7 protein-coding genes are annotated in these 17,922 nt (G+C 65.8%); all 7 read right to left on the minus strand.

What is annotated here, in order from left to right; genetic code table 11:
* Positions 1–7 precede the first annotated feature (7 nt).
* A complete protein-coding gene (locus MJ606_RS02280) occupies positions 8–2,320 on the minus strand; it encodes a GH92 family glycosyl hydrolase (protein WP_243048566.1) in 2,313 nt (770 codons plus the stop codon).
* Between the two features lie 237 nt (positions 2,321–2,557).
* Positions 2,558–5,440: a TonB-dependent receptor gene (locus MJ606_RS02285; protein WP_243047792.1), complete on the minus strand. Its 2,883-nt coding sequence runs from the start codon at positions 5,438–5,440 to the stop codon at positions 2,558–2,560.
* Positions 5,441–6,347: 907 nt separating this feature from the next.
* Positions 6,348–9,251, minus strand: coding sequence for a TonB-dependent receptor (locus MJ606_RS02290; protein ID WP_243047793.1), 2,904 nt, complete (start codon positions 9,249–9,251; stop codon positions 6,348–6,350).
* A 222-nt stretch (positions 9,252–9,473) separates the two neighbouring features.
* A complete protein-coding gene (locus tag MJ606_RS02295; protein ID WP_243047794.1) occupies positions 9,474–10,577 on the minus strand; it encodes a glucokinase in 1,104 nt (367 codons plus the stop codon).
* Positions 10,578–10,850: 273 nt separating this feature from the next.
* A complete protein-coding gene (locus tag MJ606_RS02300) occupies positions 10,851–13,313 on the minus strand; it encodes a GH92 family glycosyl hydrolase (protein ID WP_243047795.1) in 2,463 nt (820 codons plus the stop codon).
* A gap of 68 nt (positions 13,314–13,381) precedes the next feature.
* A complete protein-coding gene (locus MJ606_RS02305; protein ID WP_243047796.1) occupies positions 13,382–14,824 on the minus strand; it encodes a glycoside hydrolase family 125 protein in 1,443 nt (480 codons plus the stop codon).
* A 36-nt stretch (positions 14,825–14,860) separates the two neighbouring features.
* Positions 14,861–17,491, minus strand: a complete 2,631-nt coding sequence (locus MJ606_RS02310) for a glycoside hydrolase family 2 protein (protein ID WP_243047797.1) — start codon at positions 17,489–17,491, stop codon at positions 14,861–14,863.
* Between the last annotated feature and the right edge of the window lie 431 nt (positions 17,492–17,922).

The following is a 17,922-nucleotide window of genomic DNA, read 5'->3' on the forward strand; positions in this document are numbered from 1 at the left end:
TTAGCCATTAGTAGGCAGCTGCCGATCCGGTGTCCGGACGGGAAGCCTTGACGCTCATCGAGGAAGGCCTCGCGTCAGGCTGCTGCCCCCAGGAGCGGTTCGGCTCGGCTTGCATGGTGAAATGCAGCTCGCCGCCGGCCAGGATCTCGCCATGGCGCAGGAACACGCGATCCAGCGGCCTGCCGTTGAGCGAGACGGCGCCGACGTAAGGATGCGCATCGTCCAGCGGCGCGGCGCTCACGGTGAAGGTCTTGCCGTTGGATAGGTGCAGCGTGGCGCGGTCGACGAAGGGGCGGCCGATGGCGTACTCATCGCTGGCCGGCGTCACCGGGTAGAAACCCAGCGCGGTGAAGATGTACCAGGCCGACATCTGGCCGAGGTCGTCGTTGCCGGCCAGCCCATTCGGTCGCGTGGCGTACTGGCTGTCCATGATCTGCTTGAGGCGCTTCTGCGTCTGCCAGGGGGCGCCGGCGTAGTCGTACAGGTAGGCCAGGTGATGGCTGGGCTCGTTGCCATGGGCGTACCAGCCGATCAGGCCGGTGATGTCCTCTACGTGCGCGAAGCGCGCCGGGTCCACCTTGGCATCGAACACGCTGTCCAGCCTGGTCACGAAGCGCGCATCGCCGCCCATGGCCTTGACCAAGGCCGCTACGTCCTGCGGCACGTACCAGGAGTACTGCCAGGCATTGCCTTCGGTGTAGTCGGTGCCGTAGCCGGCCGCGTCCGGATCGAACGGCTCGCGGAAGCTGCCATCGCTCTTGCGCGCGCGCATGAAGCCGGTCTTGGGGTCATACGCGTTGCGCCAGTTGCCGGCACGCTTCTCGAAAGTGGCGGCGATCTCCTGGCGGCCCATCGCCTTGGCCATTTGCGCCAGCGACCAGTCGTCGTAGGCGTATTCCAGCGTCTTGGAGGCGCCCTCGGGTTCCTTGTCGATCGGCACGTAGCCGAGCTTCATGTAATCGCCCAGGTCACCGTAAGGCGCATAGGTGGCGCTGGCCACCATGGCTTTCAGCGCCGCGTCGGCATCGAAGCCGCGCACGCCCTTGATATAGGCGTCGGCGATCACCGGCACCGCGTGGTAGCCGATCATGCACCACGTCTCCAGGCCCTGGTACGCCCACACCGGCAGGATGCCGAACGGGCTGGTCTCGCGCGCGGCGATCAGCGAACGGATGAAGTCGGTGCTGCGCTGGGGCAGCAACAGCGCCATCAGCGGTTGCTGGGCGCGATACACGTCCCACAGCGACCAGGTCGAGTGGAATTCGAACGGGCCGTTCTTGTCCACGGCCTGGTGCACGGCGCCATCGGGGCCGCGAAACTGGCCATTCACGTCCATGCTCAGCGTGGGCGACAACAGGGCGTGATAGAGCGAGGTGTAGAAGCCGACCCGCTGGTCCTTCGATGCGTCCACGTCGATCACCGCGAGCGCCTTGTCCCACGCCGCGCGTGCCTCGGCGCGGCGCGCGTCGAAATCCCAGCCCTGCCCTTCGGCATCGAGGTTGGCGACGGCGTTGGCCTCGCTCACCGGCGAAATGGCCACCTTCACGCCCAGCGGCTGCTTGAGCTGGCCGAAATCGAATACGCCGACCAGCGCGCGGCCGTTCTGCGCATCGCTGTCTTCCGGCTGGTTGCCCGGGCCCTTGAAACCCTTGTAGGTCACGTCCGTTTCGCGGTTGTAGAGCGTGCGCGACTGCATCGGCTGCGAGAAGCGCATGGCGAAGCACAACTCGCGCCCCGGCGCCCAGCCGCGCGTGGTGCGGCAACCGGTGACGGTGCCGTCGTCATGCACGCGCAGGCTCGCCCACAGCACCTTGCCGGCGTAGTCGTAGATGCTGGGCCGCAGGTCCAGCAGCAGGTGCGCCGGCTTGCCGACGGGGAAGGTGTAGCGGTGCCAGCCGATGCGGCGCCCGGCGGTAAGCTCGGCGCGCACGCCATAGTCGCCCAGCGTCACGGCGTAATAACCCGCCTCCACGACTTCACTGTCATGGCTGAAACGCGAACGGTAGCCGCTGCCGGGCTTGGCCGGATCGCCCTGCTCCAGCCGCACCTCGCCCGCGATGGGCATCACCAGCACATCGCCCAGGTCCGAATGTCCCGAACCGGAGAAGTGCGTATGCGAGAAGCCGAGCAGGCTGCTGTCGCCGTACTGGTAGCCGGCTGCCCATTTGTAGGCATGCTTGAAATCCGGCATGGCGGTGTCCGGCGACAGCTGGATCATGCCGAACGGCACCGTGGCGCCCGGGAAGGTATGGCCGTCGCCGCCGGTACCGATGCGCGGGTCGACCTCGACCGAATGACCCGGCGGCGCCGCCACCGCCATGGCCGGCCACAGGGAACAGGCCACGGCTACCGCAAGCCACGAACGGAACGCTAGACCAGCCATCGGATTCCCCATGCGCCTTGGATTTAGATCGGTTGAAATCTAGCAGCGCCGATGCGGTTGTGCACGCTGCGGTGCCCGCACCAAAAAAAGGCCTGCCGCAACGCGGACAGGCCAAACGGGGGAAAGCCTCGGCCAGGCCAGCCCGGCCGGGGCCGGGCCGCCTGGTTGCCGGCATCAGTCGATCTTCCAGTCCAGCGACAGGAACACCTCGCGGCCGGTGTAGCTGGCGCCCTGCTGCGTGGGGATGAACTCGAAGCCGCCCGCGTAGTACGGGATGGCGCCCACCTTGTCGAACAGGTTGGACACGTTGAGGCCGAGCTTGAGCCGGTCGGTGAACTGGTAGGACGCGGCGGTGCTCCAGGTGATCCACGGCGCGATGCGCCCGCGATAGATCACGCACTGCGGATCGCCCTGCACCGGCTGGATGCCGTTGGGCAGCACTTCGCAACCGGCGTAGTTGTTGGCGCGGATGCCGCCCGAGCGCTCGCCGTGCAGCGTGACGTCCCACGGCCCCTTATGCCAGCGCGCGGTGCCGGTGAGCTTGCTCGCCACATACTGGTAGCGCGTGTTGACCAGCGGATCGGAGGGGAGATCGCGCTCCTTGAACGACAGGTTGTTGGTGTAGTCGAGATTGAAATTGAAGTTGCCCCAGTCGGCCGTGGCGAACTTGTAGGTCAGCGAGGCATCGATGCCGCTGACGTAGAGCGAGGCTTCGTTGATCGGGCCCACCGTGGCGCTGAGGATGTTGCCGGTGGCGTCACGCTGGACGTCCTTGATCACCAACCGGCAGTACTCCGAACCCAGCGGATGCGCGATGTAGGGCGCCCCGGTCACGGTTTGCCCGGTCAGGCAGCCGGCTTCGTCGGTCAACAGGGTGCTGGTGTCGATCCACTTGATCGCGTTGTCGATGCCCATGTGCCAGTAGTCGGCCGACACCGCCGGCCCGTCGACCATCGGCACGTCCCACACGAAGCCGTAGGTCCACGAATGCCCGGTCTCCGGCAACAGGTTGCGGCTGCCGCCGGAGTACTGGTTGAAATAGGTCGAATGCTGGAAGCCCTGGCAGGCGCGGTCGCCGGTCTGGATGCACTGCAGCGGATCGGCGTAGTAGCCCACGGTGGTCTGCGAAGCATCCAGGTAGATCGCCTGCATGTCCGGCGCATGGAAGTTGGTGCCGTAGGTGCCGCGCAGCAACAGGCTACCCAGCGGGCGCCATTCGATGGCGGTGCCCCAGGTGCGGGCGACATTGGCGAGGCTGGCATCGCGGTACTTGTCGATGCGACCGGACAGCGTCCAGTTCAGCGTCTCGGCCAGCGGGATGCGCAACTCGGTGGCGGCCGACACGCGGTTGCGCGTGCCGCCACCGGTGATGAAGTTCTGGAACGGATCGCTGAAGGTGGTGGTGTTGCCGCGCGGGTCGGGCGCCAGCTTGAAGCCCTGGTGATTGCCTTCCAGCACGCCGGCAAAACCGATCGGACCGGCCCAGGTGTCGAACAGGTTGCCGTTGAGATTGAAGGTGGCCTGGTCCATCCAGCTATAGGCGCTGTTGACGCCACCCACGGCGAAGCTCTGGTAGTCCGCCGGCGAGATCGGGCTCCAGAAGCGGCGGCTGTCCAAGGCGTAGGTCGGATACGCGGTGCCGCCGATCGTGGTGGTGCCCCGCTGCGGGCCGAAGAAGTAGTCGAACATGCCCTGTTCGTTCAGGCCGGTGTAATGCTCGTGCACGATGTACTTGTTGGTGCCGAGGTTCAGGTCCCAGTTGAAGCGGTCGCCGAAGACGGTGCCGCGCAGGCCGCCATGGATGTCCCAGTTCTGCTCGTAGCTATGCGTATTGCCGTAGCTGCCCAGCTCCTGCGGCGTCAGCTGCCGCACATAGTTGCCGATGACCTGGCCGGTGGTCTGGTCGTAGAAATTCGTGGGCAGGCCGGCCATCGGGGACAGCCCCGGCAGCGAGGTGTTGCTGCTGCCGGTGGTGTTCCACAAGCCCACCGAGCCGTACGCCTCCAGGCCTTGGCCGAAGTCGTAGCCGCCGGCCACATAAGCGTTGTCGCTGCGCAGGCCGGGGGTCAGTACCCAGTTGCCGTAGGCGGCGCGCTGCGTGCACGAGACGCCCCGGTCGGTGACCTGGTTCGGGATCACCACGTCGCCATGCGTTGCCACGGTCTTGTGGTGCTGCGCCTGGAAGTTGTCGCCGAACTGCGCGCAGGCGCCCGCGGGCGGCGCGATGTACTGGTTGGCGGGATCGAGCAGGGCCAGGCCGCTCGACGTCACGAAACCGAACATGCGCGCGCTCGGACCCCACGTACCGTAGCCGGCATCCGCCTGCGAGTCGGTATAGGTACGGTCACGGCCCCACAGCGGCGAGCGGTTGGTGTGCTCGTAGTTGTAGATGATGTGCCAGTGGTCGCCCGAGCGGCCGCCGGTGAAGTTGAGGTCGCCGTACTGGCGCCCACCACGCGTGGCGCCGCCGCCGGTCAACTGCAAATCGTCGCCCTGGTAGCTCTTCTTCAGGATCACGTTGACCACGCCGGCCACCGCATCCGAGCCGTAGATCGAGGATGCGCCGGTAGCCAGCAGCTCGATATGGTCGACCATGCCGACGGGAATATTGTTGTAGTTCTGGAACGTGCTCTGGCCCGCGCTGGGCTGCGGGTAGTCGGCGATGCGATGGCCGTCGATCAGCAGCAGGCTATGGTCCGGCCCCAGGTTGCGCAGGTTGATCGGTCGCGCGTTGACCGCCGTATTGCCCCAGGTGGACATGCGATCGGTCCACTGCGGCGTGGCGATCTGCGGCAGCGAATTGAGGAACTCGAACAGCGTGGTATAGCCCTGCGCCTTGATCTGTTCGGCGGTGACCACGGTGACCGGTGCCGAGCCCTCGATTTCCGAACGCGGGATGCGCGAGCCAGTAACGATGACCTTGTCCAGCGTCACGGCTTTCTTGTCCGGCTCGGCCTGCGGGCCGGTCGCGGCCGTCTGCGCATGGATCGATGGCACGGTGAGCGCGAGCGCCAGGGAGCTCGCCAGCAGGTGGCGGCGCATACGGATGTTTTTCATGGCTATCCCTTTCATAAGAACCGGTTGTCGTGTCCGCCCTCCCCGGTGGCCTCCGGGCCGGAACGAGCGCTCTGTGCGTTTCCTTCGTCAGATCCATGCAACGCTGTCGACACCAGGGTCGACGGCTCACGCGGCACGCAAGCAGCCATCGCCCTGCCACGCGAGGCAGAACCAGCAAGATCGATTCGCAGTGATTTCCCCGGCCAGGCCGTGTGTGCTGGCACCGGCGGCATGCCGCCCCGTTGCCATCCCTTCGAATGCCGCAACGCTTTCTCACATCCGCCCGTATGGACGTCTATTCACCGACACCATCGAGAACGGCATCACGAGTGAGAGGCGTAAGCAGATCGCTCAATTTAGATCGAGATAAATACTTCCGTAATATTTTGATCGAGGCAAGTCACGATGCGACAGAACTTACGCCATCGCAGGAACCCATTTCGCCATGTATTTGGTCAGCGGCAGCTTTTGCAGCCCGCTGCATTGACCGCGGCAAGACAACCAGCGCCGTCGTGGCTGGCCGCTCAAACGCCGGCGACCCCAGCGGCTAATGCCGCGCCAGGCCTGGGTTTTGGCGTGCTTCGGCGGCATCCCAGCGCGCCGCCAGCGACCTGCTCGGCATGGCGGCTACCGTTGCGCATCGATCGCCAGCCCCTCCATCGCACCGCCCAGATGTAGGCGCATACCGGCTCGTTGCCGATCGACTAGATGACACATTCTCGGTCAACAGCCAACGCAACCAAACGTGCTTGGTCAGCATCCGCATGGCGCTTATCGCCACACTCGTGTTCGTGCCGAAGGAGAAACGTGGCTAGTCGCCACCTTCATCCGCATCCATGGGATGGAATGGGAAACCCGATCGGGCAAGGCGAGCCCGGCGCATGCCGAGCCCGCCTCCCCGCAGGGATCAGTCGATCTTCCAATCCAGCGACAGAAACACTTCGCGACCGGTGTAAGAGTCGCCCTGCTGCGTCGGAATGAACTCGAAGCTGCCCGAGTAGTACGGAATGGGCCCGACCTTGTCGAAGATGTTCGAGATGTTCAGGCCGAGCTTGACCCGGTCGTTGAAGCTATAGGACGCCGCCGTGCTCCAGGTGATCCACGGTCCGACATGACCGCGATAGATCACGCATTGCGGGTCGCCCATCGCGGGCACGATGCCGTTGGGCAACACTTCGCAGCCGGCGTAGTTGTTGCTGCGGATTTCACCCGAGCGCTCGCCGTGCAAGGTGAGATCCCACGGCCCCTTGTGCCAGTGCGCCGTGCCGTTGACCCTGCTGGCCACGTACTGGTAGCGCGTGTTGAGCAACGGGTCGGAGGCGAGGTCGCGCTCCTTGTACGACAGGTTGTTGGTGTAGTCGAGATTGAAATTGAAGTTGCCCCAGTCGGCGGTGGCGAACTTGTAGGTCATCGACGCATCGATGCCGCTGACATACAGCGAGGCTTCGTTGATCGGCCCGACGGTGATGCTGGTGATGTTGCCGCTCGCGTCGCGCACCACGTCCTTGATCGCCAGCTTGCAGTAGTCCGAGCCCTGCGGATGGGCGATGTACGGCGCACCGGTGACGGTCTGCCCGGTCAGGCAGCCGGCTTCGTCGGTCAGCAGGGTCTGCGTATCGATCCACTTGATCGCGTTGTCGATGCCCATGTGCCAGTAGTCGACCGACAGGCCCAGGCCTTCGACCGCCGGCACGTCCCACACCACGCCGTAGGTCCATGAATGGCCCGTCTCGGGCAGCAGGTTGCGGCTGCCGCCGGAGTACTGGGTGAAGCTGGTCGAGTGCTGGTAGTTCTGGCAGGTGCGGTCGCCGGTCTGGATGCACTTGAGCGGATCGGCGTAGTCGCCCACGGTCGACTGCGAGTCGGACAGGTAGATGGCCTGCATGTCCGGGGCGTGGAAGTTGGTGCCGTAGGTGCCGCGCACCAGCAATCCCTCGAGCGGACGCCATTCGATGGCGGTGCCCCAGGTGCGGGCGATATCCGCCACGCTGGCGTCGCGGTACTTGTCGATGCGGCCGGAGATGGTCCAGGTCAGCGTCGATGCCAGCGGTACGCGGAATTCGGTCGCCGTCGACACGCGGTTGCGGGTGCCGCCACCGGTGATGTAGTTCTGGAACGGATCGCCGAAGGTGGTGGTGTTGCCGCGCGGATCGGGCGCCAGCTGGAAGCCCTGGTGATTGCCTTCCAGCACGCCGGCGAAGCCGACCGGACCCGCCCAGGTGTCGAACAGGTTGCCGTTGAGGTTGAAGGTGGCCTGGTCCATCCAGGTATAGGCGCTGTTGACGCCGCCCACCGCGAAGCTCTGGTAGTCCGCCGGCGACATCGGGCTCCAGAAGCGGCTGCTGTTCATCGCATAGGTGGGATAGAGGGTACCGCCGACATTGGTCGTACCCTGCTGCGGCCCGAAGAAGTAGTCGAACATGCCCTGTTCGTTGAGGCCGGTGTAGTGCTCGTGCACGATGTACTTGTTGGTGCCGAGGTTCAGGTCCCAGTTGAAGCGGTCATCGAAGATGGTGCCCTTCAGGCCCGCGTGGATGTCCCAGTTCTGCTCGTAGTCGTGGGTGTTGCCGTAGCTGCCCAGCTCCTGCGGCGTCAGCTGGCGGATGTAATTGCCGATGACCTGGCCGGTGGTCTTGTCGTAGAAATTGTTGGGCAGGCCGCCCATCGGGTACAGCGCCGGCAGTGCGGTGTTGGTGGTGCCGGTGGTGTCCCACAGGCCGACCGAGCCATAGGCCTGGATGCCCTGGTTGAAGTCGTATTCGCCCGCCACGTAGAAGTTGTCGCTGCGCAGGCCGGGCGTCAGCACCCAGTTGCTGTAGGCCGCACGCTGCGAGCAGGAAGTGCCGTTGTCGGTGACCTGGTTGGGCAGCACCGTATTGCCGCTGGTGCCGACCGTCTTGTGGTCGTACGCCAGGAAATTGTTGCCGAACTGGCCACACGCACCGGCCGGCGGCGCGATGTACTGGCCATTGGCGTTCTGCAGCGCGAGGCCGTCGGAACGCTGGAAACCGAACAGGCGCTCGCTGGGATTCCAGGCGCCGTAGCCGGCATCGGCCTCGGAGTCGGTATACGAGCGGTCGCGGCCCCACAGCGGCGAGCGGTTGGTGTGCTCGTAGTTGTAGATGATGTGCCAGTGGTCGCCCGAGCGGCCGCCGGTGAAGTTGACGTCGCCGTAGTCACGGCCGCCGCGCGTGGCGCCGCCGGCGGTCACCTGCAGATCGTCGCCCTGGTAGTTCTTCTTCAGGATCACGTTGACCACGCCGGCCACCGCGTCCGAGCCGTAGATCGAGGAAGCGCCGGTGGCCAGCACTTCGATGTGGTCGACCATGCCGACGGGAATATTGTTGTAGTTCTGGAACGTGCTCTGGCCCGCGCTGGGCTGCGGGTAGTCGGCGATGCGATGGCCGTCGATCAGCAGCAGGCTATGGTCGGGGCCCAGGTTGCGCAGGTTGATGGGACGCGCATTGACCGCGGTGCTGCCCCAGGTCGAGACGCGATCGTAGAAATCAGGCGTGGCCACCTGCGGCAGCGAATTGAGGAACTCGAACAGCGTCGTGTAACCCTGCGCCTTGATCTGCTCGGCCGTGACGATGGTGACCGGCGCCGGCCCTTCGATTTCCGAACGCGGAATGCGCGAGCCGGTCACCGTGACCTTGTCCAGCGTGACGGCCTTGGTGTTCGTGGCGTCCTGCTGGGTGGGCTGCTGGCCTGTCGCAGCCGGCGTGGCCGTCTGCGCGAAGACAGAAGGTGCGGCGAGCGCCAGCGCCAGTGAGCTGGCAAGCAGGCCGCGCCGCATGCGGATAGTTTTCATGGTCATCCCCTCTCTAGAGAACCTGTTGTTGTGTGCGCCCTGCCCGGCCGCATTCGGACCCGGCGGGCACTCTCCGTTTTCTTCTTGATCCGACTTACGCAACGTTGTCGATACGAAGATCGACGCCCCCCACATCAGCCCACGAAACGCTCGCGCCGCCCGTCTTCCTCCCGTTCGCGACGGGCAACGGATCGATCCGTGGGTAAAACACCTGCGGCGGCGTTAGTGCCGCGATCGCTCCATCAGCCAGCTCGCCGCGCCGATGACGCCGAGCTGCGCGTGATCCACCACCTGCACGGGAACCGTCTGCAGGAAGGGCGACATCACGCCCTTGTCGAGAAAGCGGCTGACGAACGCGCTGTTCTCCAGAAACGCGAACATGCGCGACAGAAATCCGCCGGCCAGATAGATGCCGCCGGTGGCGCCGTACAACATCGCCAGGTCGCCCGCGAACGAGCCGAGCCAGCCGCAGAACAGCTGCAAGGCTTCCATGGCCTGCGCATCCTCGCCCGCACAGGCAGCCGCGACGATGGCGGCCGGCGCGTGGCAAGCCACCGGCCGGCCTTCCAGGCGGCACAGCGCTTGATACAGACGCAGCAGACCGGGACCCGACAACACGTGGTCGTACGGCACATGGGTATCGGCGGGCACCCATTGGGCAAGCACCTGTTGCTCGCGCCCCACGCGTGCCGCCAGTTGGATATGGCCGGCTTCGGTGGCCAGGACCTGCGGCCTGGCTCCAGGCAGACGCACGGCCACGCCCAACCCCGTACCCGGTCCCACCACTACCACGGGACCCTGGATGTCCCCCGCCGCATGACGCGGCACATGCAGCGGCATCACGCTGCTTTCGTGCAGATGCGCCGTCGCGTGCGCCAGCGCCTCGAAATCGTTCAGTACGCTCACCTCGTCGAGCGACAGCGCCTGTTCCAGACGCACCGGCTCGATAGGCCACCGGAGATGGCTGTTGACCACGCAGCCGTCGTGCAGAAAGCCCGCGCACGCGAGGGCAAACCGGCGCGGCTTGACTGCGTGCTCATGGCAGAACGCGCGCACGATGGCATCCAGCCCCGCGTACTCATCGCACGTGTAGACCCGGTAGGCCACGATCTCCGGAACAAGGCTGCCGGGCAGGTCATGGCGCTCGGCAAAAGCCACCAGCCCAATACGCGCGTTGGTGCCGCCGACGTCGGCCGCCAGCACCGGCTGACGTTCGTTGCCGGGCGAGCGAAGCGTGCCCGGCGGCATGGCTTCGGTGACGTGATCGACGCCGCACAGCCCATGTCCATGGGGTGCCACGCAGTACTCCCGACCGCTGTCAATCATGAGCTGTCTTTTCCCTGGCCATGGACGTCTTGTCCGCACCGCTGATTTAGATCGATGCAAATGTTTTCGCGTTATTTAGATCGAGGCAAGTCGCAGTGCAGCAGGGCTTACGCGAAGATGACGAATGGCTCTGGCCATGCTGCTTGCAGGGGCCTCCAGCGGACCCGGCAGGTGCCGTCCGGCGTGGTCGCCCATCTCTTATCGCCCCCGATGTCCCGGGCGTCACGCGACACCCGGGACATGTTCGACCGACGGGCGTCGGCCTGGCTTCGCCTACGCCGGCTCGGCAGGCAAGGCCGCGGTGGCAGGCAAGCCGAATGCGGGCGGCCGGTCGGCCGGCGCGCTGCCGAACGCGAGGTTGGGCGTGCTGCCCATGTGGAATTCCAGCGTGCCGCCCGCCGCCAGTTCGGCGTGGCTGATCCAGCTGCGAGTCCAGGGCTTGCCATTCCACTGCACCGACTGGATATAGGCATGGCCCGGGCCGTTGCCAGTGGTGCGGATGACCAGCCTGCGCTCGCCGGCCAGCGACACCTCGGCGCAATCCAGCAGCGGACTGCCGAACACGTAGTTCGTGCTCACCGGGTCGACGGCATACAGGCCCAGCGCGCTCATCACGTACCACGCGCTCATCTGCCCGCAGTCTTCGTTGCCGGCCAGGCCATCGGGTTCGGGCGGATACATGGTTTCCAGCAGCATGCGCACGCGAGCCTGCGTCTTGTGGTGAGAACCGGTATAGGCATACAGGTAGGCCACATGGTGGCTGGGCTCGTTGCCGTGCGCGTACTGGCCCACCATGCCGGCGATGTCCGGCGGTGCATCGGCGGGCAGCCTGGAGTCGGTGGTGAACAGCTCGTCGAGCTTGCGCTCGAACACCGCCTGCCCACCGAACATGTCCATGTACGCATACAGGTCATGCTGGTTGAGGAAGCTGGCTTCCCACGAGTTCGACTCGGTGAAGTCGCGCCATTGGCTGGAATGCCCCATGCCACGCGGATCGAACGGTTCCAGCCAGTTGCCGTCGAGGCCGCGCGGCCGCATGAAGTTGAGCTTCTGGTCGAACACGTGGCGGTAATTACGCGAGCGCTTGCGCAATGCTTCGGCATCGGCTTTCGCACCGGCCGCATCCGCCATATGCGCGACCGCCCAGTCGTCATAGGCGTATTCGAGCGTCTTGCTGACCGCCTCGCCTTCCTTGTCGCTGGGGATGTAGCCCAGCTTGCGGTAGTACGGCAGGCCACGGTAATCGTCCTCCATCGCGCGCTTGCGATAGATGGGCCAGGCACGCGCGTAATCGATGCCGGTAAAGCCCTTCGCCTGCGCTTCGGCGATCACCACCGCGGAGTGGTAGCCGATCATGCAACCGGTCTCCACGCCTTGCAGCGGCCACACCGGCGGGCCTTCGGGGCTTTCGGCGGCCATGCGCACCAGGCCATTGACCAGGTCCGGCACGCGATCGGGCTGGAACAGGGTCAGCAGCGGGTGCAGCGCGCGATAGGTGTCCCACAGCGAGTAGGTGCTGTAGTTGTGCTGTCCCTGCGCCAGCTGGTGGACCGCCAGGTCCATGCCGCGATATCGGCCGTCCACGTCGCTGAACAGCGTCGGCGCCAGCATGGTGTGGTACAGCGCGCTGTAGAACGTGCGCAGCGTGGGCTCGGAAGACGACTCGATGCGGATGCGGCCGAGCTCGCGCTCCCACGCATCGCCGGCGGCCTGCACCACCTGCTCGAACTCCCAGCCCGGGATTTCCGCGTCGAGGTTGCGCAGCGCGCCCTCGATGTCGACCGCCGAGATGCCCACCTTCACCAGCAACGGGGCGTGGGCCACGTCATCGATATGCAGGGCGGCCTTGAGATGCGTGCCCTTGGCCTCGCCGGTGCCGCTCGGCAGCGCGGTGTCTTCGGAATACAGCGTGGCGCTGGAAAACGGCCGCGACAGCTTCATCGCGAAATAGATATGGCGGCCGTTGGCCCATTGGTGCACGCGGCGGCCGCCCACCAGGGTGTCGTTGCCGACCAGGCGCAGCTGCGCGTCGGTGACCGCGGCCGGCAGCTTGGCGCTGTCGTGATAAGCGTGCGCGAAGTCGACCAGCAAGTGGCCGGCGCCCTGCCCGTGGAAGGTGTAGCGATGCAGGCCCGCGCGCAAAGTGGCGGTAAGCTCGGCGGCGATATCGTGATCGCTCAGGTGCACCCGGTAATAACCCGGACGCGCCTGCTCCGACGCCTTGTCGTAGCGCGAGCGATAGCCATGGCCCGGCGTGGCCTTGCTGTCGGCCGACAGATGCGAACCGGGCGCCGCGCCGTCAAAGCGCGAATGGTAGTTTTCGTCCGGCAACCCACGACTGCCCGGCTGCAGCAGCACGGGGCCCTGTGCGGGCATCACCAGCACGTCGAGCATGTCGCTGGCACCGGTGCCGCTCAGATGCGTGTGCGAAAACCCCATGATCGAGCCATCGGCCTGGTGATAGCCCGAACAGCCGTCCCATCCGAAGTCGTTGGTGTCCGGGCTCAGCTGCACCATGCCGTAAGGCATCGATGCGCCCGGATAGGTATGGCCGTGCCCACCCGTGCCGACGAAGACATCGACATAGCGCGATACGCCGCTGGCCGATGGGGCGAGCAGGTCGGCCGGCCTGGATGCCACGGCGGCACCGGTCAGGCGCTTGGCCAGGGACGGCAAGGGGCTGCCAAGCACGGCCAGCGCGCCCATGCCTTGCAGGAATTGTCGGCGGGACACCATGTGGGGGTACTCCGTAAGTGTGGGGACTGCCATGAACAACCGGTGGAACGGTACGCCTGCGGCGCGGCTCAGCCGCGCAACAGCTCTGGATGCTTGCCGTGAACATCGACGATCAGCTCGCCGAACAAGGTATTGGCCCAGGCGAACCAGCTGCGCGTGAAGTGCGCGGGATCGTCCTGGTCGAACGCTTCGTGCATGAAACCCGTGCCCGCATCGGTGTCGCGCAACCAGCGCAGGCACTGACGGATCTCGGCTGTGTCCAGGCTGGTCTGCGCATAGATCATGATGGACATCGGCCACACCATGCGCAGGCCCTCGTGCGGACCGCCGATGCCCTCGGCGGCGGCGCCCTTGAAGAAATACGGGTTGCGTTCGCTCCACACGCGCTCGCGGGTGTGGCGATAGACGGGATCGGCGCGATCGCAGCAACCCAGGTAAGGCAGGCTGAGCAGGCTCGGCGCATTGGCATCGTCCATGAACAGCTGGTTGCCGAAGCCGTCGATCTCATAGGCCCAGTAAGCGCTGCCGTCGGCCTCGTGCATGCGGCCATCGCGCTGCACCGCCTGCTCCACCTCATCCGCCAAGGCGGTGCAGGCGATTGCAAAAGCATCGTCGCGATAAATCGAGCGGCTCATCTGCGCGAGCTGGCGCAGGCTGACCACGGCAAACAGGTTCGCCGGCACCAACAGCGGGTACAGGCAGGCATCGTCCGACGGACGAAACATCGCATGGATCATGCCGTTGGGCCGCGTGGGATTGCCGTAGCCCTGCAGGTACTGGCTCTCGCTCGGTGCCGGCGAGGTGCGCTGGAAGTGATAAGGCCCGCGATCGCGCTTGCGCTGCTGCTCGCGGAACGTCTGCAGCACGCGCGCCATGGCGTCGCGCCAGTCGTCGTCGAACGGCGCGGTATCCGCCGTCGCCTGCCAGTAGGCGTAGGCCAGGCGAATCGGATAGCACAGCGAATCGATCTCCCACTTGCGCTCGCCCACGCCGGGCTTCATCTCGGTGGCATCGTGCAGGGCCCAGCTCAACGGCCGCGCCGCCGGGTCGGGCATGAAGGCATTGGCATACGGGTCGATGCGGATGCAACGCGCCTGGCGCCGGATCAGTCCGTGGAACAAGCGCCGCAATGCGGCATCGTGCATCGCCAGCGGGATATACGGCATCACCTGCGCCGAGGAATCGCGCAACCACATCGCATCGATGTCGCCGGTGATGACGAACGTATCCGGCTTGCCATCCAGCGTGCCCAACTCGACCGTGGTATCCAGCGTGTTCGGATAGCAGTTCTCGAACATCCAGGCGAGCTTGGGATCGGCGATGGCCGATTTCACCATGGCGAGCTGATGCTCGACGGCGCTGCTCGCGAACTTGCGCTTACCCACCGGCGGCCGCCTGCTTGCGTAGCGGGAAGACGCACTCGCCGCCGCGCGAGCGGACAGGCTGCCCAGCGCCACCCCGGAGGCGGTGGCGGCGCCCAGCCATTTCAGAACATCACGACGCGATGGCATGGCCGGCCCTGTCTTTTCCATGAAGTTCATCTCGATTCACTGCCCCTGCATCACGCCGGCCAGGTTCTGTACCTGCAGCGCGCGCACCACCTCGTCCAGCGGCGCCTTGCTGATCACGCTGACCGTCACGCTCTGCCCCGGCAGGATGTCGAAAGCGTTGTCGGACATTTCCACATCCAGGTTGCCGAACGACACCCACACGTCGCGGGCCAGCGTATCGGTGGCAAGGGTGAGCCTGTAGCCATCCACCGAAGGCTCCAGCTGCGTGCGGATGTGGGGCGACGGCAGCTTCAGGTTCTTCGCTTCATCGAAGAACACCAGGTTGCGCGACTGCACACCGTCGCCATCGGCCAGCTCGAACACGGCGAATACGCCATGGGGATCGGCGCCGTGCAGCAACTGGGCATCCGTATAGCTGGCCACCTGGGTGCTGCTCAGCGCCGGCAGGTTGACCACGCGCTTGTGTTCATCGAGCACCTTGCCGCTGAAGTCCATCAGCTGGACCCTCCAGTGGCCGTCGAACGCGGCCAGGCGGTCGGACACCAGCGACACCGTGGTGTTGCCGTCATGCCGCAGCGCCGCGACCAGCAGCGGCGCATAGAAGCGCCGGGCGTGGAATTGCAGGGCTTTCCAGCGGCCGTAGTAGTCGATGCTCGACCATGAGGCACCCGGCCAGACGTCGTTGATCTGCCAGTACAGCGAGCCCATCGACTGCGGTCGCGAGGCGCGCAGATGCTCGGCGGCCAACGCGATGCCCTGGGCCTGCATCACCTGGCTGAGATAGACGAACGCCGGAAAATCACGCGGCTCGCCAAAGCTGCGCTCGATGTACAGCCGCAGGCGCTGGTTGCCGTTGCCGCCGTCGTATTTCTGGTGCGCGCGCATCACCGGCGATTCGGCCTGCATGTCCTCCGGCGCGGCGAACGCGCGAATGGTGCGCATCACCGGAAACGACTGCAGCCCATACTCCGACTGGAAGCGCGGGGTGATGTTGAGATATTCCGTGGCCGGCCTGGCCTGGCCGGACCACACATCCCAGTAGTGCATGTCGCCGTCGTCGGGCACGTTGGCGGGACCGTCGTAGTCGGTGCCCGGCGTACCGGCCCAGTACGGCACGTCGCCGTCGTAGCGGGTCACCACGTCGCGCAACACATGGCCGAACAGGTTGACCATGCCGGTGACGATGCGGTCGCGCTGCGCACCCGACAAAGTCTGCTGGAACGCCGCGCGGTCCGGCCACGATTCCCAGCCGGTCTGCACTTCGTTGTTGCCACACCACAGCACGATGCTGGGATGGTGGCGAAGCCGCTTGACCTGCTCGATCGCCTCCTGCCGCGTGTTGTCGACGTAGGCCGTGTCGTTGGGCGGAATCGCGCCGCCGAACATGAAGTCCTGCCAGATCATGATGCCGAAGCGGTCGGCCAGCTCGTAGAAGCGGTCCGGCAGGTAATAGCCACCGCCCCACACGCGCAGCATGTTCATGTTGGCATCGCGGGCGGACGCCAGCACATCGTGCATGCGCAGCCCGGCATCGCGCGAGGGGAAGCTGTCGAACGGAATCAGGTTCGCCCCCTTGGCGAACACCGGGATGCCGTTGACGACAAACTCGAAGCTCCTGCCCCAGCGGTCCGGCTGCCTGCGCAGCTCGATGCTGCGCAGCCCCACCGCCCGCTCGGCGCCATACAGCACGCCGGCGGCGTCGCGCAGGGTGAGCTTGAAGGTGTACATGTCCTGCGCGCCGTAGCCGGCGGGATACCACAGCCGGGGATCGGCGATGCGCAGCGGCAGGCTGACCTGGTGACTGCCCGGGTCCACGGTGACTTCCCGCGCGATGTGTGCAGCGGTTTCGCCATCCGGCCCCAGCACATCCATGCTGATGTTCAGCGGCTGGCTGGCGTCGACCTCCACCTCGATCCTGGCGCTGACATGCGCCACCTGCTTGTCGACCTGCGATTGCTCCACGTGGAAGTCGGCGACACGCAAAGCGTCCCAGCTGTCCAGGTGCACGTCCTGCCAGATGCCCTCGGTGACGATGCGCGGACCCCAGTCCCACCCGTACTGATAGTTGGCCTTGCGGATGTAGTTGGCGGTCTGCTTGCCCTTGGGCTCGTCGCCAAAGGCCGAGTCGAACTCGCCGGGCAGCGCGTACGGCTGCTTGAGCAGCCACGGTTGCAGGCGCTTGATCGGCGAGTACAGGCGCACTTCCAGCGTGTTCTTGCCCACGCGCAGCAGCGACTTCACCGGCACCTGCCAGCGGCGGAACATATTGTCGGCAGCGAGCAGCTTGCTGCCGTTCAAGTAGACGTCGGCGTAGGTATCGAGCCCATCCAGCACCAGCTCCACGTGCTGGCGGGACAACTCCGCGGGGTCCACCTGGAAGGTCGTGCGGTAGACCCAGTCGGACAGGCCCACCCACTGGATCCGCGCTTCGTTGTCGCGATAGAACGGATCGTCGACCAGCCTGGCCGCCATCAGGTCGGTCTGCACCGTGCCGGGCACCGTGGCGTGCTGCCAACGCGCGGCCTCCGGATGCGTGGCCGCCGCGCCGTCGCCCGGCGCGAGGCGAAACTGCCAGTCGTCGTTGAGCAGGCGCGTGGTCAGGGGCGTGGCCGTACCCAGCGCTGGCAGCGTCAACGCCAGCAAGATGCCGACGCATCGGAACAGCATCCGCCTACAGGCGAACCTGTCCTTGGCCCTGCCGCCTACACTCACTGCATTGCTCGAAGCGATCATCTGGTTCCCTGTCTGCGGCGGGATTCGCCAGCGGGCAGATGCTGACTCGTACGGCGGCTTGCGTGCACCGACACGGCAAGCAGCACTGGCCAGCAAGGCTGTCGTGCCGTGAATCCCACCCACTATCGCTGTACCACTTGCCGGCGATCTGGCCGCCCAAACCCGGCCCGCAGCGCTACTCGCCACCGGCCGGTCCATGCCTGCCCCCGGCCCGCGAGCCCGGTAGCGCGGCATGACGCACGCTCGCATTTCCCTGCCGCTGAGCAGGATCACGCAATCGCTGCCAATCCCCGATTTAGATCGATCTAGTTCCTACGGTAGCATTGGCTCTCGCGACGATGCATGCCGCACTGCAATATGGCTTA

The organism is Dyella sp. RRB7, from assembly GCF_022761115.1.
Classification (GTDB): Bacteria; Pseudomonadota; Gammaproteobacteria; order Xanthomonadales; family Rhodanobacteraceae; genus Dyella.